Source organism: Shewanella inventionis (assembly GCF_019931735.1).
GTDB classification, from domain to species: Bacteria; Pseudomonadota; Gammaproteobacteria; order Enterobacterales; family Shewanellaceae; genus Shewanella; species Shewanella inventionis.
On record NZ_CP082926.1, the window covers coordinates 3,627,896 to 3,651,974 of the forward strand.

Genomic DNA, 24,079 nt, shown 5'->3' on the forward strand with positions numbered 1-24,079 from the left:
ACAAAAAACATCAATTAGCGTAAAACAAAAACCCAGCAATGCTGGGTTTTAAAAGAATCATTGAGATCAACAAGGACTATTCTGTGACAATACGAATACCTGGAATGATCTGTTGTGCTTGTCTGCCTTTTTTGCTCAACCACATGTAGAAACCAACTAAAGCAACAGCAAAAAAGCCAATCCAACTTGCCGATTGTAATGGATGCTGTGAGAAAGTGGCGCCTTGATAAATCACCGTAGCTGAACCATATGCCAATGAAAACGTCCAAATGGCAGCAAATCGAGCCCACTTAGCACCAAATTCATTCACTAATGCACCCATAGCGGCTACACAAGGGGTGTAAAGTAAAATGAATAATAGATATGAGAAAGCAGCTAATTGGCTCTTAAATCCAGTCTGAAGCGCACTAAAGGTTGAAGTATCAACGGAAAGCTCCGCTGCAGCTTCATCTAAATCAGTAATACTTGCAATCGCAATAGACAATGGGTCATCGGGTTCAATACCTAATAGGTTTGTTGGGATTGTTGTTAAACCGACCTTGACACTATCCCAAATAGACAACATGGCTTCTTCTTCGCCTTCGGCATTGCTATACAAACTGTTAAGTGTACCGACTACGGCTTCTTTAGCAAAAATACCAGTAATAATACCGACTGTGGCAGCCCAGTTATCTTGTTCAATCCCCATAGGTGCAAAAAGCGGTGTGATCTGTTGGCTTGCAACACTCAATAACGATTCTTTGCTGTCTTCATGACCAAATGAGCCATCTGTACCAATCGCATTAACAAAGTTAAGCAGAGTAACAACAATAATAATGGTTTTACCCGCGCCCATAACAAAACTTTTTGTCCGCTTAGCGGTTCGTGAAAATACAGCTTTGGTTTTAGGCATTTCATAACTTGGTAACTCCATCACGACAGCACTGCTAGTGCCCGGCAATACGGTTTTACGTAATAATAAACCTGTACCAATGGCCGCAAAAATACCGATGATGTAAAGTAAAAAAACTAGATTTTGACCAGACTCAGGGAAAAATGCTGCTGCAAATAAAGCATAAACGGGTAAACGAGCACTACAGGACATAAATGGCGCCATCATGCCTGTCACAATTCGCTCACGTTCACTGCCAAGCGTTCTTGTCGCCATAATTGCAGGTACAGAACAACCAAAACCAACAATCATTGGCACAAACGCTTTTCCAGGCAGACCAATACGGCGCATTAACCCGTCAACAACAAATGCTGCTCTGGCCATGTAGCCCGACGCCTCTAGCACAGATAACGCTAAAAACAACGCTGCAACAACAGGAATAAAAGTGGCAACCGTTTGTATGCCTTGTCCAATGCCGCCCGCAAGAATCGTCACTAGCCAATCAGGCGAGCCAATTGAGACTAATAATGCACCAAAGTGATCAACGAAAATGGCTCCTGCGGTGATATCGAAAAAGTCGATAAACGAGTTACCAACGTTAATACTGAATAAAAACATTAAGTACATAACAAAAAGGAATACTGGAATACCCAAAACAGGGTGCAGCGCCACTTTGTCTAATCTGTCAGATGCGCTTATATGTTGGCCTTGATGAACAGAAGCCTGAAATACATTTTGAACAAAATCGTATCGCGTTGTTGCAATCATGATTTCAATATCGTCACCATTTTGCTCTGCTCGTTGAACGCATTGTTTAACAGTGTCATGTAATTGTACTTCGCTAGTACCACAAGCATTGCCATGACTGTTAGCTAAAATCGATAGCGCCTGACCACGGCTAAGGGCGGCCAATTGTTGCTCATCGTTTTGATATTGCAATGCCTTAATGCTCGATTCTATTCCTTCCGGATATTCAAGCAATAACGGTGTTACTACCTCACTACTTTTCAGTAGGGTCAGAACTTCAGACTTTAATGTTTCGATATCTGCTAGGTGACGAGAAGAAATGGCAATAACAGGACAACCCAAACGCGCTGACATGTCGGCGACATTAATATCAATGCCGAGCTTTTTTGCTGCATCTATTTTGTTAACAACAACAATGATGGGAATGCCAAGCTCACGAAGTTGCGTTGTTAAATACAGATGGCGTTCAACATTGGTCGCATCGACAAGATTGATGATGGCATCCACTTGTTGTTCTGCTAAATATGTTTGTGCAATTTGTTCATCTAAAGAACAGTCGCAACTATTTCCAGCGGGAAGTAAATCATAAATACCGGGTAAATCGGTTAGCGATATTTCGGCGCCTAAATAACTAAATTTTCCCGTTTTTTTCTCAACTGTTACACCAGACCAATTGCCAACTTGCTGATTCGCCCCTGTGAGAGCATTGAAAAGTGTTGATTTACCTGCATTTGGGTTACCAACTGTGACGCAATGAAATTGTTTAGTCATTAGTTATTACTACCTCAATGATATCGGCTAAATCGCAACGCATGCATAATTTACTGCCACGTAAATCTAATTCAACACCACTGCCCATGGGTGCCCGGCGAATAAAAGAAAAATGCGTATTAGGTGTTATGCCCATCGATAACAACTTACGTTTTACTGTTTGCGGTAACGTTAATTGACCGATTTCAGAGATAATTGCGCGATCTCCAGCTTTGAGTTCACTCAGTTTCATGTAGCACTTACCTTCTACAACATTAATATCATCAAGAATTTTATCTGAGCTTAGCGTTTGAAACTCGAATCTAGATCAAAGTTTAACCCGCTAACGAGAATAGTTTTCACTTGTATTACGTATTATGTGACAAATGCCATATAGAATACAGTGTCCTTGGCAATTTATTTTATCTTCAGGGAGGATTTACAAATCTTTATCGCCTTTGTGATGTGAGCAATCCTAAATAATAATCATCAAACCAGGTGCCGTTAATGTAACTGTGCTGCCTTAATGTACCTTCAATAATAAAACCCACATTCTTAAGGACGTTAAGTGAAGCGAGATTCTCACAGGCGCAAATACCTATGAATTTATGCATATTAAATTGCAAAGCTCCCCAATCGACAATGGTTCGTAAACTGTCGGTTGCAAACCCCATACCTTGTTGATGAGGCAACATAAGGTAGCCCACTTCAGCACGCGGCCCGTTAACATCATCACATCTAAAACCTATTATTCCGGCAATCTCCTGATTATCAATTCGTTCAACAACCAAAGATAACCATTCGCCAGAGTCAAAAAACCAAGGCGCTAAACGTTGGGTAAATTTTGCTTTAATATCGTTTTCAGCCTCAATTTTACGAATATATTGCTGAACTGCACTATCTAAGTGCAATTGCAAAAAAGAAGGCCAGTCATTTTGGGTTAGATTGCGCAGCATGACTTTTTCGCCATATAACCTTATTTGCATTATTCACCATAAAATTGATAAAAATTAAATCGTTTCAAAAAAATGGCAGCCTTGCTAGGCTGCCATTTCGTCAGTTTACACATTAGGGGCTAGCCGCGGCTAGTCACCTCAAGTAAGTGATAGCCAAATTGAGTTTTAACAGGCCCCTGCACTACATTTAAAGGCGCACTAAACACAACTTCATCGAACTCTTTAACCATCATGCCTGGGCCAAATGAACCTAACTCACCACCTTGAGCACCTGAAGGGCATGAAGAGTTTGCTTTTGCCACATCAGCAAAATCAGCACCAGCTTCAATTTGTTGCTTTAATGTCTCACATTGTTCTTGAGTGCTAACGAGTAAATGTCTTGCTGTTGCTTGTACCATTTCATGGCTCCTAAAAATAATCTCAATTAAAAAATAACACTAACATAATGACACTAAGATGACACATCAAAGTTTAATATGTATAAATTACTATTTTGCTGACTCTGTTTTTATCCAATCTGCAATTTTATTTTCCATAACTGCCATCGGTAACGACCCTGTTGTTAACAACTGAGCATGAAAGCCTTTTAAATCAAACTTATCACCTAGCGCTTTTTCAGCGTCTGCACGTAATCGTAAAATCGTTAACTGACCCACTTTATACGACAAGGCCTGGCCAGGAATTGCCATGTAACGTTCAACTTCAGCAACAATATCAGATTCAGCCATTGGAGAATTGTCCTTCATATACTGAATAGCCTGTTCACGACTCCAACCCTTTGCATGTAACCCTGTATCAACCACCAAACGCATTGCACGCAACATTTCATCAGAGAGCTTACCAAAGTATTGATACGGATCGTTAAACACGCCCATCTCAATCCCTAAGTATTCAGCATATAACGCCCAACCTTCTTCAAAAGCAGTATAACCTTGAAAACGTTGAAACTGAGGCACATCTGTTAGCTCTTGCTTAATTGCAATCTGAAAATGATGACCAGGAGCGGCCTCATGCAAAGAAAGCGTTGTCATTCCCCACTTAGGCTGCGCTTTTAAGTTATAGGTATTAATATAAAAAATACCTGGACGAGAACCGTCAACGGCAGGAGACTCATAAGACGCTCCAGCAGCCGACTTCTCTCTAAATGCCTCTACTGGTTTAACGATATAATCAGCTTTAGGCATGACATCAAAATACTGTGGCAATACGGCATTAATGGTATCTTTAATGGTCATATAACCATCAATCAAATCTTGTTTGTCAGTAAAGAAGTACTGTGGCTCAGACGATAACGATGCAAAAAATGCAGTCAAATCGCCTTTAAAACCAACTTGTTCTCTTACTTTATCCATTTCAGATAAGATTCTGGCAACTTCAGTTAAACCAATTTGATGAATTTCATCGACTGGCAATGTAGTTGTTGTGTGACTATTCGCTAAATGTTGATACCAATCTTTACCATTGGGTAAGCCCCACCACCCATCAGATGCACGAGCATTAGGTAAATAAACATCACTAACATATGTGCGCAGTTTACTTAGTGCAGGCAAAAGTTCTTTATCAATGACCGACTGGTATTGCTCTGTTAACTCAGCCTTCTCTTTATCGCTAAAAGTGTCAGGCATTAAATTAATTGGTGAATAAAATAAACTGTCTTGTGCGCTGCCAACTAATTGAGCATCTAGTTGTGGAATAATTTTCTCAACCAACACTCTAGGCAAAACCACTTTGCTCGCGACCCCCTCGTCCATACGTTGCTGGGCTAATTCAGTCCATTTAATAAATCCACGCAATCTAGAAAGCCAATTTTGATAATCTGTTACTGTTTTAAAAGGTTGCGCACTTTCACCCGTACCAAGCTGTACCATGGTAAATACGGTACTGTAAAACTGGTTGATAGGTAAAAAGCGTTCAGGATAAGTTTCACCAATAAGCTCCATGTTTCTATCATATACAAACATGTCATAACTTAGCTTAAGAGATGGAGGCAATTGGCTGATATCAATCGTCTTTGCCTGGTTAAAATAGCGACTATTTAATTGATGACGTTGGGTTAAATATTCTTCAGTTAATGAACCACCAAATTGATCGTTATAATCATTAACACCGACAAAAGTTGCGTAAATTGGCTCAAGTTTTAATTGGTCGTTAAAAAAAGCATCAACCATAGCTAAATACTGCTCAGAAGCAGTTTGTTCAACAGCTTGAACAGCTGATGATGTAGCAGAGTTAACGGGTTCAGAAGGTTTAGCACTATCTGAACATCCCTGAGACGCTAATAAAAGTGACACCGACAATGCCAATAAAGTTTTATTCATTGTTATTATTCCTTAACACACATCAAGACCAGTACGATGAGTCGTCAGGGACATACCTGACGTTACTCATTAGCAATATAAGACAGAAGATACAACATACCGAAATACCAAAGTTATATTGTATCGATGCGAAGCCATTCTTGAAACTATACTTACTCAAATACACACAAATTAACAATTTGCATAACCTTTTATAGTTAACAAATATGGAGTAATAAAAAAGCCCCTAAAAAGGGGCTTTTTTTTACAAACTTAATTGTTAAAGCGTTACGTTGTGAATACGCGCTTTTTCTTTGATATAAGAAATATAGCTTCTTGCACTACGCTCAGTCTTCTTATCATTGGCAGCAAGCACTGCACGGTTATAAGCTGACTTGTACTTTTTAAGACTTAAGTATGCTAAGGCTAACTCAAATTGAGCTTCACCAGGGTTATCAATACCCGCATCAAGTGCTTTTTTAAGCACAGGGATTGCATCGTTGTATTTTTGATCTAAAGCTAAGAGACGACCTTGCTTTAAATATAAATCACCCTTGCCGCTAATAGCCGCTGCTTTACCATAATAGTAAGCTGCTTCTTTTAGCTCTTTAGCATTATGATAAAAACCAGCTAGAGTGCTAAGACTCTTCTCGTTTTCAGCAATCAAACCTGACTTCATGTGCTTTTCAAAAATAGTAGCAGCTTTGTAAGGCGAACCTTTTTGCGCTAATAATTGAGATAAACGAGTAATGTTACCGTCTGTCTCTAAAAAGCCATTTTTATAAGCCAAATCATATGTTGCTAATGATTTATCATAATCTTCAGTCATTAAGTAAAACTGAGCTAACTGAACCCACAGACGCTTATCGTCTTGGAACAAAGGCACCATAATTTCTAATACTTTTACGGCATCTCTGTACTTTTTCTGGTTAAAGTAAGCAGTTAACTTCATCTGATACAAACCTTTGTCAGGTGCATCAGCTAAAGATAAACCTTTATCAGCTACTTGAAGTACTTTATCCCATTCTTTTAGTTCAGTATGTGCAATACCAATACGACGATACATTTGTGCATCAGCCTTACAGGTAAAGTCCATCCATTTGTAATAGTATGGAATCGCTTCTTTAAATTTTTTCTCTTGTAGTAATAAATCAGCATACAAACGCATTGTTGCAGCATGATCAGTACCACCAAGAATGTCAGCGTTTACAGCAGTCTTTAAATATTTGATTGCTGTACCCATCTGACCTTTTTCAGCATAAAAGTTACCTAACATACGATCGACATAAGCTTTGTCGAAATCGTTTTTGGCATTAGCTTCAAGCAGTATCGAAATGGCTTGGTCTAAGTTACCCTCGGTATATGCTTCAAAAGATTTTTGAACTTTCTTTGCTGCACTTTCACCTACAGCGCGAGATTGACGCTTGTCAATTTCACACTTTTCAGCTGCAAATGCAGCACCAGACAACATTGCACTTGTACAGACAGAAAGTAATAACGCAGTAGCGATACTAGTAACTTTACGCATTATCTACCTCCCTTCTCTAAAGTAAAATCAAGTTGTACGGTCATACCAGGTTGTTTTAATGGCTTACCATCAACAATCTTTGGCTTATATTTCCACTTTTTCAATGCGCGAATTGCTTCACGATCGAATAAACGCTTAGGTTCAGCTTTGATAACAGATACATCATCAACACCACCTAGTTCGTTAATAGTAAAGCTAAGTTGTACCCAACCTTCTTTACCGTCACGAGCTGCAGCAATTGGATACTGAGGCTCAATACGAACGATAGGAGTAGCGTCACCATCACGGGTCATCATATTGCCCAGCTTAAACCCAGTACTTGGTCCACCGGCTTCAATACCACCCATATTAAACGCCAAATTGGTGTCAATATTAGATGATGAATCAGGCGGAGTAGTATCCGGCTTCGGTGGCTGCTCCGGTGGTGGAGGTGGCTTAGGTGTAACCCTTGGTTTTTTCTGTGCCTTCGAATCCTGTTTATCCATCGTAATTTCAATAACAGGGGTTTCCGTTGATTCGTCGTTGCGCTGTGCGCCACCACCTACAAGGAAAGCCATGAAAGCAAACAGCCCAAAAGTCACTGCAGCACCAATGATTATTGATACGAGTGCTCTTAGCATATTACTCATTCCCCGCTGATACTGAAATTTTGTCAATACCCGCAGCTTTAACATTATCAAGCACTTTAACAACCAAACCATGTTGGGTGTCTTTATCTGCTTGGATCAGTACTGCTGCTTCTGGTGCTTCTGCTAGCATACGTTCTACGTTAGCAGTTACACGTTCGATATCAACCTGACGGTTTTCCATCATAATGACGCCAGTTTTGCTGATGCCAATAAAGATGTTTGCCGAAGGTTTAGACGTAGCCTGTGACGCTTTAGGCTTGTTGTAGTCTAAGCCAGATGGCTTAACAAACGATGTTGTTACAATAAAGAAGATCAGCATGATAAACACGATGTCTAGCATCGGGGTCATATCAATTTGAGCTTCCTCTTCCATATTGGAATGCTTCTTACGTGCCATGTTCAATCTCTCTCTAGTGGTGAGGCATGCTGTCTTTTAGCTTTTCTAAACTGATTCTCATTTTTGAGTCTAAACGGGTGCTAAAGAAAACACCTGATAGAGCTGCAACCATTCCTGCCATTGTTGGCATTGTGGCCATAGAGATACCAGCGGCCATTAAACGAGCATTACTCGTCCCCTGAACTGCCATCACATCGAATACTGAAATCATACCTGTTACGGTACCTAATAGACCGATCATTGGACAAATAGCAACTAAGGTCTTAATTAACAGCATACGTGCATTCAAATCTTGCTTCGCTTGGGACACCCAAGCTTCACGGATACGGTGAGCATGCCAAGAAGTTGTTTCTTCTCTTGCTTCCCATGAGGCAATTACTGCTTGATGTTGTTTAGGTGATATCCAATTTAGATACCAATAACGCTCAAGCATTAACACCCACATAAGAAATAGCACTGCTGCAACCAACCAGAGGACATCGCCTCCGGAGGCCATGAAGCCCCTGACGGAATCCCATATGTCCATCAGGATTAGCATCATTAGTCAGCCCTCTTCTCAGCATGTTCTGCAATAATACCAGCACTTTGCTCTTCAAGAACTTGAACGATAGACTTGCTACGAGCAACTACCACAGCGTGTAATAACATTAATGGTAATGCTGCAATCAAACCTTGAACAGTTGTGATAAGCGCCATAGAGATACCGCCAGCCATCAATTTAGGGTCACCAGTACCGAATAATTGAATTGATTGGAAGGTTGCGATCATACCAGTAACAGTACCTAATAGACCCATCATTGGTGCGATTGCTGCGATAACTTTGATAATAGAAATCCGAGCTTCTAGTGCTGGTGTTTCTTTTAAAATCGCTTCGTCAAGTTTTAGCTCTAAAGTTTCAACGTCTACATCTTTGTTAGACTGATACACTTTTAGGATACGACCAAGAGCGTTGTTACCTGGGTTATCGATATTTTTACGTTGGCTATTCACTTTACCGCCAATAACAGTAAGAGTGATTAAACGCTCAACTGCAATTAAAGCACCTAGTGCTAATAGAGCCAAAATAATATAACCAATTGTACCACCTGCTTCTAAACGATCTTCAAGACTTGCTTTGTTAGTGAAGATGTTTAATAACACGCCACGAGCTGGGTCGATGTAGAAAGGAGCAGTACCTGATGTGGTATTTTCCCAAGACGCTACAGCGCTCACTTGGTAACCTTCAGGTTGTTGTGATAATTGCTGAATCAAACGCAACTCTGGTTTGTAAACAACATACTTACCTTCAGCAGTTAAGTTGAATGGACCAACACGGTGAATAGCGGTATTAACCACGTTACCGTCGATAGCAGTAACAGCACCATCAAACTTAACAACTTTACCAGACTCTACCATTTCAAATAATTGAGCTTCCCAGAATTGCTCTAGTTCTTCAATTTTTGGTAATGATTTACGAGCACCTAGATCAGCGATAAATGCATCACGTCCAGGGAATTGAGCGCTGATGTTTGAAGATGCTAACTTACCAGCGAAATCGCCAGCTTCACCTTTAACAACACCAAACATTTCACCCAAGTCACCTTGAGCAGTTTTTAAGTCTTCTTCTAACTGAGCAATTTTACGCTCGTTGTCTAAGAAAGCTTGGTTTAAATCTTTACCGCGTTGTTTTTCTGCTGCTAAAGCATCTTTTTCACGTTTCAGTAAAGCAGCTTTATCTCCACGTTCAGCTTGGAATTCTCTTTCACGCTTAGCGTTGGTTTTGCCTTCGTTAGCACGGTCAACTTTAACTTGCTGTAACAGTTGATCGATAGTTTTAGGTGCGTCTGCAGCTGAAACCATACCGGCTGTTAAAGAGAAAGTTGCAGCTACTAGAGCTGATGTAATTAACTTCTTCATTATTGTGCAGTCTCCGCAGCAGGAATTGGTAATCCGAATAGATCAAGGGCGCCTTGCTTACGAGCAATGCGAATACCTTTAGTGATGTCACGTAAGTAGCTGTCTTCTAACTTGTTCCAAGTTTTAGCGTCAGCGTCATACATCCATGCTATTTTTTGATCTAAGCTTTGTGCGTAAAGAGCAACACGACCTAAGTTAAAGAAGTCAACTAACACTTCTTTACCGTCTAAGTTTAATTTACCAGTGTGCACTGCAACGAAGTTACCGTATTCACGCTCGATGCTGTAAGCATCAAGGATCAAACGGTATTTTTCAGCTAGAGTTACCTCAGCTGTGTTTAGAATGTTTTTTAGGTTTTCAACACGTTCTTTACGAACTTCGGTGTTGAATGGAAGATCTAAATTAACGAATTGATCTAAAGCTTCAACCATTTTAAACATCAATGGCACTACACCTTGACGTAATTTATCAACGCCATTGATGTCAGTTTGAATAGCATCAAGTGTTTTTTGTTGATCAGCTACCAAGCCTGCAACGTAGTCATTATAAGATTTTAATGACTCACGCTCATCAGCAACGCTGCCATACTCAAAAAGCATGTCTTGTGCTTGGTCAAAATATTTGTCGACTTTCTGTTGTGACGCTGCTGAAGCAGCGTGAAGGCTGCTATCCGCTTTTTGAACGTCAGCTAGAGGACCTGCAACTACGAAGTTGCTACCCGCTAAAGCCAGTGCGCCAACAAGTGCAGTAGCGATTTTTGTTCTATTGCTTACCTTGGACATAGTTCCCAACCAATTTGAAGTGAATTAAAAAGTTCTACTTACACACAAATAACGATGATACAAACTTGTTATCAATGTTAATTATGCTAAGTGTGTCTTTTTCTTGTGATTGTTAGTTTTCTTCCCTTTTCTACGCCAGTAAAGGCGTAGACCCGTTCGCATCATTTCACAAAATGTTGACCTGTGTCAACATTTGCAAAGCTTAAAAACTAGTGGAAAGAGCAGTTATAACAAGCAATGTAAACGAAAGGTGAATTAATGAACATCTTCGACATAAATCGGTAGTAATTTAGTGCTATGGGTAAAACTTTACTTTTTTAAAATCATGATCTTAATCAAATTATTATAGGAAACCTTTCATGAATTTATTTGAAAAACTGTTCAACCAACTATTTTTTGAGCACTTAAATACCAAGCTAAGATGTCATTTTGTTCATTTTTTAGCACTTTAATCTCATTTAAAGAAATTGAATGTTGATTAAAATGACTCACAAATTGCCCTAACTTGGCTTCATCAAATGAAGCTTGCACCAATTCTGTTAACCTTAATTTCAATGTATCCATTTGTAACTTAATGAATTCAATAAATTGTTGCTTTTTTGCTACAGTCCAAAACAATCCTTCCTTAAAAAATTGCGCAACAAATGCCATCAGTTGACAGTCTTGTGCCGCTTTCTCATCAAATAATACTAAATACTTAATCAATCGGTTAATTTCTGCGCGAATTTTTTCACAATTTGGATCTTGCTTAATCCTTGCAATATCATCGGGTGATGACACCTTGCCCATTGCAATGGCTATATCATTTAATCTAGCCACTAATGATTGCGCTTGTGGTAGTTCTATTAAACGTAAAATGTTTTTGTTTCGGTTTAATATCATTGAATTTGCATGGTGAAAAACCAAGCAAAACTGACCATTGTTCTTAAGTACTCTCGAAGCTTCTTTCAACGACAAATTGATATCTGAATACTCAAAACCAAATTGTGAGGTATATAAATCAACGCTAGCCGTTGCAAAGGGTAATGACTCACTTGCCTGATTAGATAATAACGTAATGTGAATATTGCTTTGTTCTAGCGCATCTTTTTCTGCTAATTTCACTTCAGCTAAATCAACACCAATCACTTCTCCAGTTAAATTTTCACTACGTAATGATTCACGTATCAAAAGTGGTAATGATCCATTTCCGGTACCAATATCTATAGCCATAAAGCCTTGCTGCAGCGCGATAAATGTTGGTTGCCATATCGACTTTAATATCCCTTCATAATTACCTGATAACGCATCGCCAAAAGAAGTTGTATGTCCTTGCTGCCAATATTCGCTCCAATGATTATTCATTTATTTCACCTGCTGATACTTCATCGTTTTGATTTATTATATTAAAGAAAAAGGCTCCCGAAGGAGCCTTTTTTGTCTATAAATCAAGCAAATACTTGCTCAGATTTAGAACTTAAGAGTATAACTTGCACGGTATTCACGACCGTAGTTGTTGTATAGGTCAGCATTAGTATATTGCCCTGTTGAAGTTAACACAGGATCTTCATCAGTTAGGTTGTTAATACCTAACAATACTGAGCCATAGTTACCAGCATCATATACGTAACTTAGGTTATGAATTAACCATGAATCTAAATGACCAGTGTCGTTAGTTTCATAAGTAGAGCTAGTGTAATTAATGTTCCAAGAGAAACTATGGTCACCTAACATGTAGTTAGTCGTGAAGATAGACTTGTAGTCAGGAGCACCGTTCCAACCAGCAGTATCAACAGCAGCCTGTCCACCTTCAACTTCTTCGATGAAATCTAGTACGAAGCTGTTAGTCCAGTTAAAGCCGATATCACCAATTGATGTTTCAAACTTAGCGTTTAATGCAACGTCAATACCAGTGATTTCTAACTTATCAGTGTTACCATAGCCAGTACCAATTTCAAGTGCACGGCCAAGAGTGCCATCTGTAGTAGGAGCACGTTCAACATAGAATGTATCAGTTTCTGCTAATGTACCTGCAGCAACACCGCGCATTACGTTTGTAATTGAACGTTGGCTGATAACATCGTCAATGTTTAAGTTGAAGTAATCAACTTTAATACCGATATCGTCTACGATGTCCCATGCAACACCTAAGTTGATGTACTCTGATGTTTCAGGTCCTAGGTCGCTGTTAGCACTAATGTATGTATCATACTGCTTTGAAGCACAATCAGCATCAGCTACATTTGTTGATGTACAGAAAGGATAATCAATACCCGTCTCTGCACTGAAAGTCGTTGCTGCATATAACTGGCTCAATGAAGGTGCACGGAAGGCTTCAGAGTAAGATGCACGTACAACTACGTTGTCAAGAGCCTGCCAACGCACAGATGCCTTAGGTGCTAGGTTATCACCAAAGTCACTGTAATCATCGTAACGAGCTGCAAGGTTTAACTCTACATCGTCAGTTAATGGTAATACTGCTTCATAGAACATTGCCCATACTTGACGGTCGCCGCCAGAAGAGTTACCTGCACTACCACCAATTAAGCCAGCTTCTGATTGAGCGTCATAAACTTCACTGAACTGTTGGTCGAAATATTCCATACCAACATAGTGAGCAACTGCACCGCCTGGTAAATCGAACGCATCAAAACCAAGACCAGCACTGTATTGATCGAATGTAGCTTTACCGGTAGTAAGCGTTGTTGCTTTCATGTTATTGATACCGGCTTCTGAACCTAGATCAATATCATTAGCTTGGTTGTAAGCAAGACCAGAATAACTTAAGTAGTACTGACCAACAGACTTGTTGTCTGCGATGTTGTGGTGGTAATAAACTTCCCACTCAGCATCATTTAATGCACTAATCGTACCGCGTAAACCAGTTAAATAATCTTGGTTGTAATCATCTACGTAACCGTCACGTGTACCGATACCAACCCAACGGAAATAACCTGTGGTTTCTTCACCGAAAGGGTTATTTGGGTTATCAGCAGACATGTTATTCCAAGCTGCCGCAGGAGGTGCATAACGACCAAATGAACTGTTTTGTGTAACCATCACACGACCAAACCATTCTACGTCTTCTGCAACTTCATAGTTAGCATCAACATATACTGTATTACGGTCAATAGATGCTTTGTTGTAAGATACGTTAGCAAACGCATACATACAGTAAGTTGAGCCTGGGCTCCAATCGTTGTCTGCCGCAACCGTTTGGAAAACGTCTGAACCATATTCAGCTTCTAAATCATCACATAAAGGAGATGCTTGAGCGCTTGAAAAATCTGGTGCAGCAACAGTTGCACCATAGATACTCCAACCAGATGTTTCGTCATAGGCTTGGATTTCACCATCGCCATTGAAGTCAGTCATGCTAGCAGCAGTGTAAGCACGGTCAGCGTCCGAAATACCTTTACGGTCTTGATGGTCAAAAGCAAAAGTAATGTTACCTTTGTCCATTTGATAACCAGCAACTACCGAGAATTCTTTACTAGTTAAGCCGCCATCTTGGTCACGTGAACCACCACCTGCAGTGAATTCAAGACCTTGATAGTTCTTTTTCATGATGATGTTTACAACACCAGCAATCGCGTCAGAACCGTACGTAGAAGAAGCACCGTCAGTTAGAATATCGATACGTTCTACAGCAGCCATTGGGATGGCGTTTAAGTTAGCAGACGAGCCACCTAAAGTAGGAGAACCTGGGAAACGCTTACCATCGATAAGTACTAAGGTACGGCTTGAGCCTGCGCCACGTAAGTTAATTGTTGCTTGAGATTGTGCAGAGCTACCTGAACGTTCAGAGAACGAACCGAAAGAGTTTAAGTTACTGTTACGAAGTGCGTCAGCAACAGTAAAGTTACCTTCCATCTTCATATCTTCAGTAGTGATAGTCGTAATTGGAGAAGCGCCTTCAAGGTCAGAACGCTTAATACGCGAACCAGTAACCTCAATACGTTCTACTTTTGCGCCATCTTCATCAGCAGCGAATACTGCTGGTACAGTGAATGCCGTTGCAGCTGCACCACTGATCAGTGCTAAACGCACTGATTTAGCTAATACGTTCTTATGCATTGTCTATCTCCCTGGACTTTATGTCTTTCTTATAATGCTAACGACTTTTTAGGCGTTAGTTCAATGAACGTAAGCAACAATTAGGGCTACATACGTTCAATTACGTATGCAATAAAATCACATTTGATACAACTAATCAACAATTGAAGTGTCGTAAGCGCAAAAGTTAATCAAATGTGATATCCATTCTTGTTAACTAAAATGAACACCACTACAAAAACATACTTAAAAACAATCGGTTGACTTTATTTGCAGAAATTTGCAGAAATTTTGAATGTTAAAAATAAAAAACTTAACACCCTGTTTTGCAGAATGATTTTTTGTGCTAGGGCTTTTTTTTTAAGCCTGTAGTGACCAAAAAAAATTTAACAATTATACCTCGCGGTTTGTTCATTAATTGTTAAGCACATTTTTTTTACTCTACTCTAGATGACTTAAATACTCGTTTATGCTAGTGATTAACGCTAAAAATGAACTTAAGATATGGAAAAAAAAGCCTTATTGTTACGGCATTTGACTATCGCTTAAATGCCTATTGCGCTTTAATGCCTATTGAGGTGTTTTTTGGCTTATTACTTCTCGACTTATATCTACTTTAGCTCATGCCAAAAAAGGAAAACTGACTTAGCGTTTAGAATTTATAATAGCGTTAATTGATCATTGACCAAGGTATCGAAAGATTGTCCACACAATTGCAAAATGGGCTCAGCAATCGGTTGAATTTGTTTACTGATATAATATTCGTAATCAATATTATTGGGTTTTGCCTCAACAGTTTGTGCGCCTGTTGTTGTCATTAAATATCTAATTTTTGCACCTTTTCTGGTTGCCTTATCGGTACCTTGAATTTGTGCTAATTGTTTTGCGGCTTTGACATGGGGAGATGACTTGGCTGTATAATCTTCAGCATGGCGACGTAAACGCTTATTAAAAACTAGTTCGAGATCTCTATCGCCTTTTTTGATGGCATCTAATTCTTCACGAAGATAATCAACAACATCTTCGCCTTTAAAAAACATTTCATATAATCGAAATTGCATTTTACGGGCAATGGGGCTCCAATCACTCCTAACTTGCTCCATACCTTTAAATGTTAATTTCAGCGTTTCATCATCGTTTATAGAGGCGCCAACATACCGCTTTTTACTGCCTTCATCTGAGCCTCTTAACGTTGGCATAATAAATTGGTCAAAATGCGTCTCAAATTCTAATTCAAGAAAACTCTCTAGTTGGTATTCATACTTGCACCAGTCGCGCCATCGTGCCGTAACCTTGTCTGCAAGCTGTTGCCCTAACTCGGCAATATTGGTAATGCCATGATTATCACCGAGCCAGACAAAGGTTGAATCTGTATCACCATAAATAACTTGAAAACCGTCCTCCTCTATCCATAGCTTAGTCAACTTCATAATTTGATGACCGCGCATGGTGATTGAACTGGCCAGTTTCGCATCATGAAACACGCAGCCTCTAGAGCCTAAAACACCATATAAGGAGTTCATAATAATTTTTATTGCTTGAGAAAGAGGAGCATTTTTATCTGCCTTCGCGTTTTCTCTTTGCGCCGCAAGCTTAGCGACCAATGCAGGTAAAATGGGATTATCACGTGAGAAGTGAGCCCCTAAATAACCTGGCACATTCATATTAACCTCCCCTTGTTCTACCGATTTCAACCCTTCAACTAACCCTTTGGGATCAATTAAAAAAGTACGAATGATAGATGGATATAGGCTTTTAAAATCTAGCACTAAAACATTTTTGTAATAACCAGGAATGGAAGACATAACATAACCACCTGGGCTTTCCAAACCATGACTTGCAGGCTGAGCAGGGGCTACAAAACCACTACGGTGCAAGTGGGGTAAATACAAATGATAAAATGCAGCTATCGAGGCGCCTACACGACCAAACTCTAGTCCAGTTAATTTTGCTCGTTCAATGGCAAAATCAATCAACTGAGTTTTTTCAAAAATGTCCCACACTAAACGACTGTCTGTGATGTTATAAAAAGCTAACGCATTTTTATCGGTATGGAACAATGTTGTAATTTCTTGGCCACGATTTTCCACATGGTCAATTGCCTTACCCTCGTTAAGAAGTTGCCTAGAAACAGACTCCAAAGAGAAACTGTCAAATTGATAAAATGCCGCCTTTAACCAATCAATACCATCTAATACAACTCGTCCAGGCAATGATAAAGTTTCAGGCCTATATTTATCGCTCACTTTCCAGCTTAACTCGGTTCTACCACGGCCAATAAGTAACGGAATTTGATGTAATACGCAGCGTCGATATAGCAAAGCTAAATCAAAGGTGACCACCGCCCAGCCGATAATGATGTCTGGATCATATTGCCCAAACCAAGCGATAAGATGGTGGATAAGATCAACTTCATCTTTTACCCACACAATAAAGTCGTGGCTGTTACTTTGTGGCTCACCAACCATAAACACACGTTGATATTGTTCACCATATAAAGCCACAGAATAAAGCTCACCCTCAAAGCTGCATTCAAAATCTAGCGAAATTACAGATAGTTTCATATCAACATCTGTCGATTTATAAACAGGTTTTCTTGCCCGTTCGATTACCATTAACGGCAAGACATTATCAACATTTGTATTTTGGTAAACGCCAATACATTCAATATCAAGTGCAATAAAGCGCTCAATTAAATAACGCTGCTCAGGTTTTATATCGGTTTCAAACAGCGTAATGCCTAAATCATTGGCGACCCGAGTAAGCCCTTTTAATTGATTATTTGTTTTTAAATACAAGGCACAAACAGGTTCATGAGCAAAACTTGCTAATGAAATGGCCTCCGATTTCAATTTATAATCGAGCCTTTGCGCCAACCTTGAAACATCTTGTTGGCGGCAAAAACAAATAATTTCGCTGTGGTGTATCTCGGCTAAAATTGGACCATTTGCCGTTTTTAAATAATATTGCAGCACCAGCTGCCCATAGCGGTAGATGGCATGACGAGTCAATACAGTGCCCTTCACGCTTACAAAATTAGGCTTTGGTTGATGGCCACTGTATGGCGGTGTTAATTGGGTCGTTAAATCATTCAATTTAATTAATACTTAGTAGCAGGCTAATTCACTGTTATTATGTACAGCATAATTCAGACAACACAGAAATCATACTTCTATGCTACCGGATACGATAAAAAGTCAAATTCGCACTATTTATAAACAAATTGCCGGTGCTATGCCGCAATTTCGATCTCGTCGCGAACAAAACTACATGGTGGCTGAAATATCTAAAACGCTGGCCGGTGAGTATGACAAAGACCGTCGAATTATTGTGGTTGAAGCAGGCACCGGGATTGGTAAATCATTATCATACATTTTAGGAACCATCCCCTTAGCACTTGCAAGTAAAAAGAAAGTTTGTATAGCAACGGCAACAGTTGCTCTGCAAGAACAACTCTTGCATAAAGATTTGCCGTTCTTTTTACAACAGTCTGGAATCGATTTTAAATTTGGCTTAGTAAAAGGCCGCCAACGCTATGTGTGTTTAGCAAAACTTGAAGCCATGCTAGGCACACAAGACAGCTCACAAATGGCCATGTGGCAAACCAAACCCGATCAAAGCCAAATAAATGAACTGCAAAAACTGCATCAAGATTTTCATCAAAAACGCTGGAACGGTGAAATTGACACCCTGCAACAACCTATTCCGGACTTTTTATGGCAACAAATTTGTTGCGACAAACACAGCTGTCATCGTCAAGTATCAGCCCATCACAATTGCCCATTTCATAAAGCGCGTGAAGACGTTGACACGTGGGATGTACTCATTGCCAACCACAACTTGCTCTTTGCAGACTTAGAATTAGGCGGCGGGGTGATTTTGCCTGAACCTGAAGACATGTTTTATGTGATAGACGAAGCTCATCACTTACCCATAGTTGCAAGGGATTTCTCCAGCGCGCAGGCCACATTACGGGGCGCCTGTGACTGGTTAGAAAAAGCATCAAAGACTTGCTCAAAACTGCAAAACCAGCTTAAAACCAATAACATTATTGCCCCGGTGCAAGCCATGCTTGATCACACCACCGATTTAACCAATTTACTGACACAAGTGGCGCATTATTGCGACACCCAGCCACAGTTATTTGCCAATCCTGAGAGTCGTTTGCGCTTTGAGCACGGCCAACTACCGCAAGCGTTATTAATTCAAGCCGAAAATTTAGCAACGGCATCTGGCTCTGCAGTAAAACAATTTAATAAAGTGGTGTCGGTATTAAGTGAAGCCATTAAAGACGGTGAAGTGCCCAAGCATCAATCTGAAGGTTTGTTATCTGAAACAGGCTTTATTTTACAGCGTTTAGAAAATCTACATAAACTTTGGAAAATGATGGCCAAAGAAGACAGTAAAAAAGGCGCGCCAATGGCACGTTGGGCAGAGCTTATCACTGGTAAGCAGCAAGATTATTTATTTTGCTCATCCCCCATTGAAGTCGGTTTTATGCTTGAGTCAATGCTGTGGCAAAAAGCGGCAGGTGTAGTACTTTGCAGTGCGACTTTACGGGCGTTAAACAATTTTAATCATTTTGCTCATCAGGTCGGTTTAGGCATAAATGACGGCAGTCGATTTTTAGCCTTATTGTCACCTTTTGATTACGAAAATAACGCCACATTGTTTATTCCGCAAATGGTCACCGAACCCACTGATGATAATTACACCGCCGAAATTGCAGAGCATATTATTGCACTGGTCGATGGCGAAATGGCCACGCTTGTATTGTTTGCATCGTATTGGCAAATGGAAAAAGTCGTCGAGTTTGTGGAAGGAAAAATACCGAGAGATCAATTATTCGTGCAAGGTGAAATACCAAGGCAACAGATCTTAGAAAAGCACAAAAAACGCTGCGATGACGGTTTACCCAGCATCATCTTTGGTACGGGGAGTTTTTCAGAGGGTCTCGATTTACCGGGTGACTATTTAACCAACTTAATTATTACCAAACTCCCCTTTGCAGTACCAACATCTCCGGTGGAGCAAGCACATGCTGAATATATCAAAGTAAAAGGTGGTAATCCCTTTTTACAGCTGACAATTCCTGATGCATCGCGTAAATTAGTCCAAAGTTGTGGTCGCCTCCTTCGTAAAGAGCAAGATTATGGTCGAGTCACCATTTTAGACCGTCGTTTAGTCACAAAACGCTATGGCAAATCATTAATTGATGCCCTTCCTCCCTTTAGACGTGTAATAGAATAGGTATTGAGTTGGATTTATTATTAGACCCTAGCCACTGGGCTATTTTAGCGGTCATCGGTATCATCGCAGGTTTTATTGATGCCATTGTTGGAGGCGGAGGCTTATTATCCATTCCAGCATTACTCACTGTGGGGATCCCGCCTCACCTTGCTCTAGGAACCAATAAGTTAGCAGCATGCTTTGGCTCTATAACTTCAAGTTTTACTTTTTATAAACAGCAACTGTTTAACCCCAAATTATGGACTGCATGTTTTATCGCAACCTTAATAGGGTCAATTTTCGGCTGTATTTTGGTATTTATGGTTGATCCTAAATGGTTAGATAAACTCTTACCCTTATTGATTATTGCTATTGCCATTTATACCTTATTGAGCCCAAAAGCCATGGGCGATAGTAATATGACTTTACCTGTAAAACGATCACCTAAACATAAACAAATCAGCCAAGGCTTGTTACTAGGCAGTTACGATGGTTTTGCCGGCCCAGGTATAGGCGCTTTTTGGACCGTATCGTCTGTGTCACTGCACAAATTGCCTTTATTACACGGCTGCGGCCTAGCAAGAGTGATGACCTCTGTAAGCAATATCACTGCATTAGTTATTTTTGCTGCAATGGGACAAGTACAATGGATGTTAGGGTTATGGATGGGCGTTTGCATGATGGCTGGCTCTTATATTGGTGCAAGAAGTGCTATTCGTTTTGGCATCCCTTTTATTAAACCCATTTTTATTACTATGGTATTGTCAATTGCGATCCACTTAACCTGGAGTGCTTGGGGATGAATACCCAACAATTGGTTTCAATGTTAAAACAGCAACTCAATCAACTTGAGCGCGATGTACTATCGCATGACCAAAATTTAGCACCAAACCAGCGACAAACCTTGCAACAAACTGAACGTTTTAACAGCCAATTGTTTGCTCAACAGGGCGCGCTACTCACGCCATGTATTGCTCAACTGCGCCAAGATATTCAAAAGCTTGAAAAACAATTATCTCTGCGTTTAGGCCAACACGTTATCCAGCTCAGTTGTGAGCGTATTCAAGACCGTTTTATTGCCTTAAAAAGAGCCCTGTTAACCACCGACATTAACTTAAAAACCGAAGCACAACGTAAAGCCAGTAATCGTGCGCGATATGCAAAAAAACAGCAGCAGGCGGTACAAGACAGTGGCTTTGGTTGGATAGCCAGTAACGTGATGCAAAACAGCCATCAATTATATGAAGAACTGAATAAACACCTTAACTGGGCTAAAAAAATTGAACAAAAAATACAACAAATGGAAGCAAATCTTGAATTCTGTCATAGTGATGACAAAATTAAATTGCAAAATGATATCCTTTTGATGCATCGTCGCTTAGGGAAATGTAAACAAGCAATTAGTTATATTGAGGAGCGCATTCAATTATTTGAACGACCTCGCCAAAGTTACCCTCGTTAAGGAGCAACAATGAAATCTGTATTGACCACTAGTGCGCTGTTAGCATTTTTAACTTCATCATCGTTATTTGCAGCTAATTTAACTATTCCAATGTCTTTTGAATACTTAGCGCTTGATGGCGAAGCGATTGAAACCAATATGTTTACGCATCAATCGGATCTAGCACTCACCAACGGCACCCATAAAATCGCTATCCGCTATCATGATGTCGTTGATGACTCTTTTAGCGACAGCCAATCATTTGTTAAATCAAAGCCATTTATTATCACACTAACCGTAGATGGCGACTATAAATACAGCCTAAAGCCTGCTGATGGTGATGTAGTCAAAAAACCAAAGGTCTTTGCCAAAGACCCAAAAATTAAGCTAACTCGACAAGATAATGGCCCAGTTACATATAGCGTTGAACACACTCAGTATACTGAAAAATCGTTTATCACTAATTTGTTTAAAACCAATCAGAAACAAGATTTTGACGAATTAGCTGTTTCAGCCACCTCAGATGCACCAACAGCCGTGACCCAAGCACCTGCAAAATCAGACATCGCAGTCGCTACGAGCGTGACTCCCACTGTAACCAGTACAACACCTGCTGCAACCAACAGCAAAAACCCAGCTCAAGCTGAACAGATGCTGCAATATTGGTGGTTACAGGCAGATGAAAAAACACGTAAAGAATTTATGGGCTGGGCGATAAAGCAGCTTTAAATGTTAACTTCCATTCCTTTTGTGTACCACGCCAGCTATTCGCAGCTGGCGTTACCTGCAACTCATCGATTTCCAACAACAAAATACCAACGGCTATATCAACATGCCATTGAACAACAATTGTTGTTTGAATCCTCACGTTATATCCCTAGCGCCATTGAAATAGACACTCTCCAAGCAGTGCACTGCCCAAAGTATGTTGATCAATTTATTCGCGGCCTGTTAGATCACAAAGCACAGCGACGAATAGGGTTTCCCTGGAGTGAGCAATTAGTTAATCGAACCTTGCATGCTGTTAATGGTACAGTGCTTTGTGCACAATTAGCATTAACGCATGGAATTGCAGTGCATTTAACCGGAGGGTATCACCATGCACACTATGATTTTGGCAGTGGTTTTTGTATTTTTAATGATTTAATTATTGCGGCTAAAAGTGCTATCGACAGTGGGCATGCTGATAAAGTGTTAATCTTTGACTGTGATGTCCACCAAGGTGATGGCACTGCAACCTTAGCTCAGCAGTACCCTAATATCATTAGCTGCTCTATTCATTGTGCACAAAATTTTCCAGCAAGAAAGCAAGACTCAGATTACGACATCGATTTAAATAAAGGTTGTAGCGACCAAGAATATATTGAGCACGTCGAGCAAATTTTGCCTTATCTTATCCGGCTTCATCAGCCTGATCTTATTCTTTATGATGCGGGTGTCGATATCCATCAAGATGACGATTTAGGGTACTTTACTATTTCAAGCCAGGGTATTTTGGCACGAGATACCCATGTTATATCGATAGCCAAAAGCCATAACATCCCACTTGCGGCCGTGATCGGTGGAGGCTATAGTCGTAATGAAGCAGAATTAACTCATCGGCATAGCCAATTGCTTATAGCCGCAAACGAGTTATGGTTACAGCCCAAATCAACATAACGTATTAATATTTGACACGAAACCAATTCGACATAGACGTCGATAACGAAACTGATCTCAATGGAGCATATAATGCACTTAGATATTCGTAACTATTATGAAGTTCTATTAATGGAAATATTAAGAGATGAAGGCTTAATGGAAGAGCTACCTGAAGAATACTTAGCTGATTTATGCTGCGTCACACTTAATCAGTTACCGGTGCGCTATATCCGTCACTTGGTTGATACTTATTTTTTTGAAAACTACCAAGAGCTGCACACAATGAAAACAGAAATTTACGATGCGCTTGAAAAATCACGCCAATTTCTAAAAGCCAATTTACAAAAACGCTTAAAAGAAGAGGCAGAAATAGCCGCAGCGCAACAAATATAATAAGACTAAAAAGAAATTAACATTACGCGAAGGGAACTATATTGGAGGTTCCCCTAGAGCCGACACCCCGGCACACGAGTCGCTTGCTGCGGTTGCTCCCTTCCGGGCCTGGCCGAGTTCACAAGTTATCGTTGCGGGGGGACCCTAGGGTCACCATAGATTTCTGACAAACAAAACTTGTTTTCAGAACGTGGCGATTATCCCCTAAGCTATAATCTTGATCAAGCCTTTATCCAGATAACTTTGCAATCCGTGGTTTAGTTGCGCAATAGTTATGCAAAACGGATTAATCTGCCTCAATCCAGCGCAATATCAACATTTAGGGTTATTGAAAGTACAAAATTGATTACTCCTAAATGAATAGTCAGATCTTAGTCACAACTCTACACATAATTCAATGAGTAACTTGCAAAGGTTAGCTAACATAATAAATGGATAAAATCCGCACACTGTTAACCCATGGTGAAATGCGTGATAACTAAAAAAA

The 24,079-nt window shown here is 40.0% G+C and carries 20 protein-coding genes and 1 other RNA gene; 6 read left to right on the plus strand and 15 right to left on the minus strand.

Annotation, left to right across the window (positions count from 1 at the left end):
* Nucleotides 1–76: 76 nt before the first annotated feature.
* The 14 genes from feoB to K8B83_RS16255 all read right to left on the minus strand — a co-directional run bounded on the left by feoB (nt 77) and on the right by K8B83_RS16255 (nt 17,914).
* Nucleotides 77–2,389, minus strand: a complete 2,313-nt coding sequence (gene feoB, locus K8B83_RS16190) for a Fe(2+) transporter permease subunit FeoB (RefSeq protein ID WP_188739785.1) — start codon at nt 2,387–2,389, stop codon at nt 77–79.
* On the minus strand, nt 2,382–2,621 hold the full coding sequence (locus K8B83_RS16195) for a FeoA family protein (RefSeq protein ID WP_188739786.1): 240 nt from the start codon (nt 2,619–2,621) through the stop codon (nt 2,382–2,384). Before K8B83_RS16195 ends, feoB begins: the two co-directional genes overlap by 8 nt.
* 196 nt (nt 2,622–2,817) lie before the next feature.
* Entirely contained in the window at nt 2,818–3,354 is a 537-nt protein-coding gene (locus K8B83_RS16200) for a GNAT family N-acetyltransferase (protein WP_188739787.1), read from the minus strand.
* A gap of 89 nt (nt 3,355–3,443) precedes the next feature.
* Nucleotides 3,444–3,722, minus strand: coding sequence for a peptidylprolyl isomerase (locus K8B83_RS16205; protein WP_188739788.1), 279 nt, complete (start codon nt 3,720–3,722; stop codon nt 3,444–3,446).
* A 90-nt stretch (nt 3,723–3,812) separates the two neighbouring features.
* Nucleotides 3,813–5,642, minus strand: a complete 1,830-nt coding sequence (locus K8B83_RS16210) for a DUF885 domain-containing protein (protein ID WP_188739789.1) — start codon at nt 5,640–5,642, stop codon at nt 3,813–3,815.
* Nucleotides 5,643–5,901: 259 nt separating this feature from the next.
* Nucleotides 5,902–7,149, minus strand: coding sequence for a tetratricopeptide repeat protein (locus K8B83_RS16215; protein ID WP_188739790.1), 1,248 nt, complete (start codon nt 7,147–7,149; stop codon nt 5,902–5,904).
* Nucleotides 7,149–7,769, minus strand: coding sequence for an energy transducer TonB (locus tag K8B83_RS16220; RefSeq protein ID WP_188739791.1), 621 nt, complete (start codon nt 7,767–7,769; stop codon nt 7,149–7,151). Before K8B83_RS16220 ends, K8B83_RS16215 begins: the two co-directional genes overlap by 1 nt.
* A 1-nt stretch (nt 7,770) precedes the next feature.
* The gene (locus K8B83_RS16225; protein ID WP_188739792.1) at nt 7,771–8,175 is read right to left on the minus strand and encodes an ExbD/TolR family protein; all 405 of its coding nucleotides are present in this window, start codon (nt 8,173–8,175) and stop codon (nt 7,771–7,773) included.
* A 13-nt stretch (nt 8,176–8,188) separates the two neighbouring features.
* Nucleotides 8,189–8,716 (minus strand): MotA/TolQ/ExbB proton channel family protein, encoded by a 528-nt coding sequence (locus K8B83_RS16230; protein WP_188739793.1) that lies wholly within the window; start codon nt 8,714–8,716, stop codon nt 8,189–8,191.
* On the minus strand, nt 8,716–10,071 hold the full coding sequence (locus tag K8B83_RS16235) for a MotA/TolQ/ExbB proton channel family protein (RefSeq protein ID WP_188739794.1): 1,356 nt from the start codon (nt 10,069–10,071) through the stop codon (nt 8,716–8,718). The genes K8B83_RS16230 and K8B83_RS16235 overlap by 1 nt, the downstream gene beginning before the upstream one ends.
* Nucleotides 10,071–10,853: a DUF3450 domain-containing protein gene (locus K8B83_RS16240; protein ID WP_188739795.1), complete on the minus strand. Its 783-nt coding sequence runs from the start codon at nt 10,851–10,853 to the stop codon at nt 10,071–10,073. Before K8B83_RS16240 ends, K8B83_RS16235 begins: the two co-directional genes overlap by 1 nt.
* Before the next feature lie 381 nt (nt 10,854–11,234).
* A complete protein-coding gene (locus tag K8B83_RS16245; RefSeq protein WP_188739796.1) occupies nt 11,235–12,197 on the minus strand; it encodes a class I SAM-dependent methyltransferase in 963 nt (320 codons plus the stop codon).
* A 105-nt stretch (nt 12,198–12,302) separates the two neighbouring features.
* On the minus strand, nt 12,303–14,909 hold the full coding sequence (locus K8B83_RS16250) for a TonB-dependent receptor plug domain-containing protein (protein ID WP_188739797.1): 2,607 nt from the start codon (nt 14,907–14,909) through the stop codon (nt 12,303–12,305).
* Nucleotides 14,910–15,547: 638 nt separating this feature from the next.
* Complete coding sequence (locus K8B83_RS16255) at nt 15,548–17,914, minus strand: DNA polymerase II (protein WP_223420097.1); 2,367 nt, start codon at nt 17,912–17,914, stop codon at nt 15,548–15,550.
* A 148-nt stretch (nt 17,915–18,062) separates the two neighbouring features.
* Here K8B83_RS16255 and dinG point away from each other — a divergent pair, with 148 nt between their 5' ends.
* From dinG to K8B83_RS16285, 6 genes are all read left to right on the plus strand, one after another.
* Nucleotides 18,063–20,138 carry an ATP-dependent DNA helicase DinG gene (gene dinG, locus K8B83_RS16260; RefSeq protein WP_223418220.1) on the plus strand — a complete coding sequence of 692 codons (2,076 nt, stop codon included), beginning with the start codon at nt 18,063–18,065 and terminating at the stop codon, nt 20,136–20,138.
* A gap of 8 nt (nt 20,139–20,146) precedes the next feature.
* A complete protein-coding gene (locus K8B83_RS16265) occupies nt 20,147–20,920 on the plus strand; it encodes a TSUP family transporter (RefSeq protein WP_223418228.1) in 774 nt (257 codons plus the stop codon).
* The gene (locus K8B83_RS16270) at nt 20,917–21,579 is read left to right on the plus strand and encodes a primosomal replication protein (RefSeq protein ID WP_223418230.1); all 663 of its coding nucleotides are present in this window, start codon (nt 20,917–20,919) and stop codon (nt 21,577–21,579) included. Before K8B83_RS16265 ends, K8B83_RS16270 begins: the two co-directional genes overlap by 4 nt.
* Before the next feature lie 9 nt (nt 21,580–21,588).
* Nucleotides 21,589–22,287 (plus strand): DUF2057 domain-containing protein, encoded by a 699-nt coding sequence (locus tag K8B83_RS16275; protein ID WP_223418232.1) that lies wholly within the window; start codon nt 21,589–21,591, stop codon nt 22,285–22,287.
* Nucleotides 22,288–23,217 carry a histone deacetylase family protein gene (locus tag K8B83_RS16280; RefSeq protein ID WP_223418239.1) on the plus strand — a complete coding sequence of 310 codons (930 nt, stop codon included), beginning with the start codon at nt 22,288–22,290 and terminating at the stop codon, nt 23,215–23,217.
* A gap of 72 nt (nt 23,218–23,289) precedes the next feature.
* Entirely contained in the window at nt 23,290–23,592 is a 303-nt protein-coding gene (locus tag K8B83_RS16285; RefSeq protein ID WP_188739804.1) for a late competence development ComFB family protein, read from the plus strand.
* 50 nt (nt 23,593–23,642) lie between these two features.
* Here K8B83_RS16285 and ffs read toward each other — a convergent pair.
* An RNA gene (gene ffs, locus K8B83_RS16290) (signal recognition particle sRNA small type) lies at nt 23,643–23,740 on the minus strand.
* Nucleotides 23,741–24,079: the final 339 nt, after the last annotated feature.

What these genes read in the sequence shown, in the direction of transcription:
- feoB (WP_188739785.1), bottom strand. Translation starts at nt 2,389, where the DNA reads ATGACTAAACAATTTCATTGCGTCACAGTTGGTAACCCAAATGCAGGT.
- K8B83_RS16195 (WP_188739786.1), bottom strand. Translation starts at nt 2,621, where the DNA reads ATGAAACTGAGTGAACTCAAAGCTGGAGATCGCGCAATTATCTCTGAA.
- K8B83_RS16200 (WP_188739787.1), bottom strand. Translation starts at nt 3,354, where the DNA reads ATGCAAATAAGGTTATATGGCGAAAAAGTCATGCTGCGCAATCTAACC.
- K8B83_RS16205 (WP_188739788.1), bottom strand. Translation starts at nt 3,722, where the DNA reads ATGGTACAAGCAACAGCAAGACATTTACTCGTTAGCACTCAAGAACAA.
- K8B83_RS16210 (WP_188739789.1), bottom strand. Translation starts at nt 5,642, where the DNA reads ATGAATAAAACTTTATTGGCATTGTCGGTGTCACTTTTATTAGCGTCT.
- K8B83_RS16215 (WP_188739790.1), bottom strand. Translation starts at nt 7,149, where the DNA reads ATGCGTAAAGTTACTAGTATCGCTACTGCGTTATTACTTTCTGTCTGT.
- K8B83_RS16220 (WP_188739791.1), bottom strand. Translation starts at nt 7,769, where the DNA reads ATGCTAAGAGCACTCGTATCAATAATCATTGGTGCTGCAGTGACTTTT.
- K8B83_RS16225 (WP_188739792.1), bottom strand. Translation starts at nt 8,175, where the DNA reads ATGGCACGTAAGAAGCATTCCAATATGGAAGAGGAAGCTCAAATTGAT.
- K8B83_RS16230 (WP_188739793.1), bottom strand. Translation starts at nt 8,716, where the DNA reads ATGATGCTAATCCTGATGGACATATGGGATTCCGTCAGGGGCTTCATG.
- K8B83_RS16235 (WP_188739794.1), bottom strand. Translation starts at nt 10,071, where the DNA reads ATGAAGAAGTTAATTACATCAGCTCTAGTAGCTGCAACTTTCTCTTTA.
- K8B83_RS16240 (WP_188739795.1), bottom strand. Translation starts at nt 10,853, where the DNA reads ATGTCCAAGGTAAGCAATAGAACAAAAATCGCTACTGCACTTGTTGGC.
- K8B83_RS16245 (WP_188739796.1), bottom strand. Translation starts at nt 12,197, where the DNA reads ATGAATAATCATTGGAGCGAATATTGGCAGCAAGGACATACAACTTCT.
- K8B83_RS16250 (WP_188739797.1), bottom strand. Translation starts at nt 14,909, where the DNA reads ATGCATAAGAACGTATTAGCTAAATCAGTGCGTTTAGCACTGATCAGT.
- dinG (WP_223418220.1), top strand. Translation starts at nt 18,063, where the DNA reads ATGCTACCGGATACGATAAAAAGTCAAATTCGCACTATTTATAAACAA.
- K8B83_RS16270 (WP_223418230.1), top strand. Translation starts at nt 20,917, where the DNA reads ATGAATACCCAACAATTGGTTTCAATGTTAAAACAGCAACTCAATCAA.
- K8B83_RS16275 (WP_223418232.1), top strand. Translation starts at nt 21,589, where the DNA reads ATGAAATCTGTATTGACCACTAGTGCGCTGTTAGCATTTTTAACTTCA.
- K8B83_RS16280 (WP_223418239.1), top strand. Translation starts at nt 22,288, where the DNA reads ATGTTAACTTCCATTCCTTTTGTGTACCACGCCAGCTATTCGCAGCTG.
- K8B83_RS16285 (WP_188739804.1), top strand. Translation starts at nt 23,290, where the DNA reads ATGCACTTAGATATTCGTAACTATTATGAAGTTCTATTAATGGAAATA.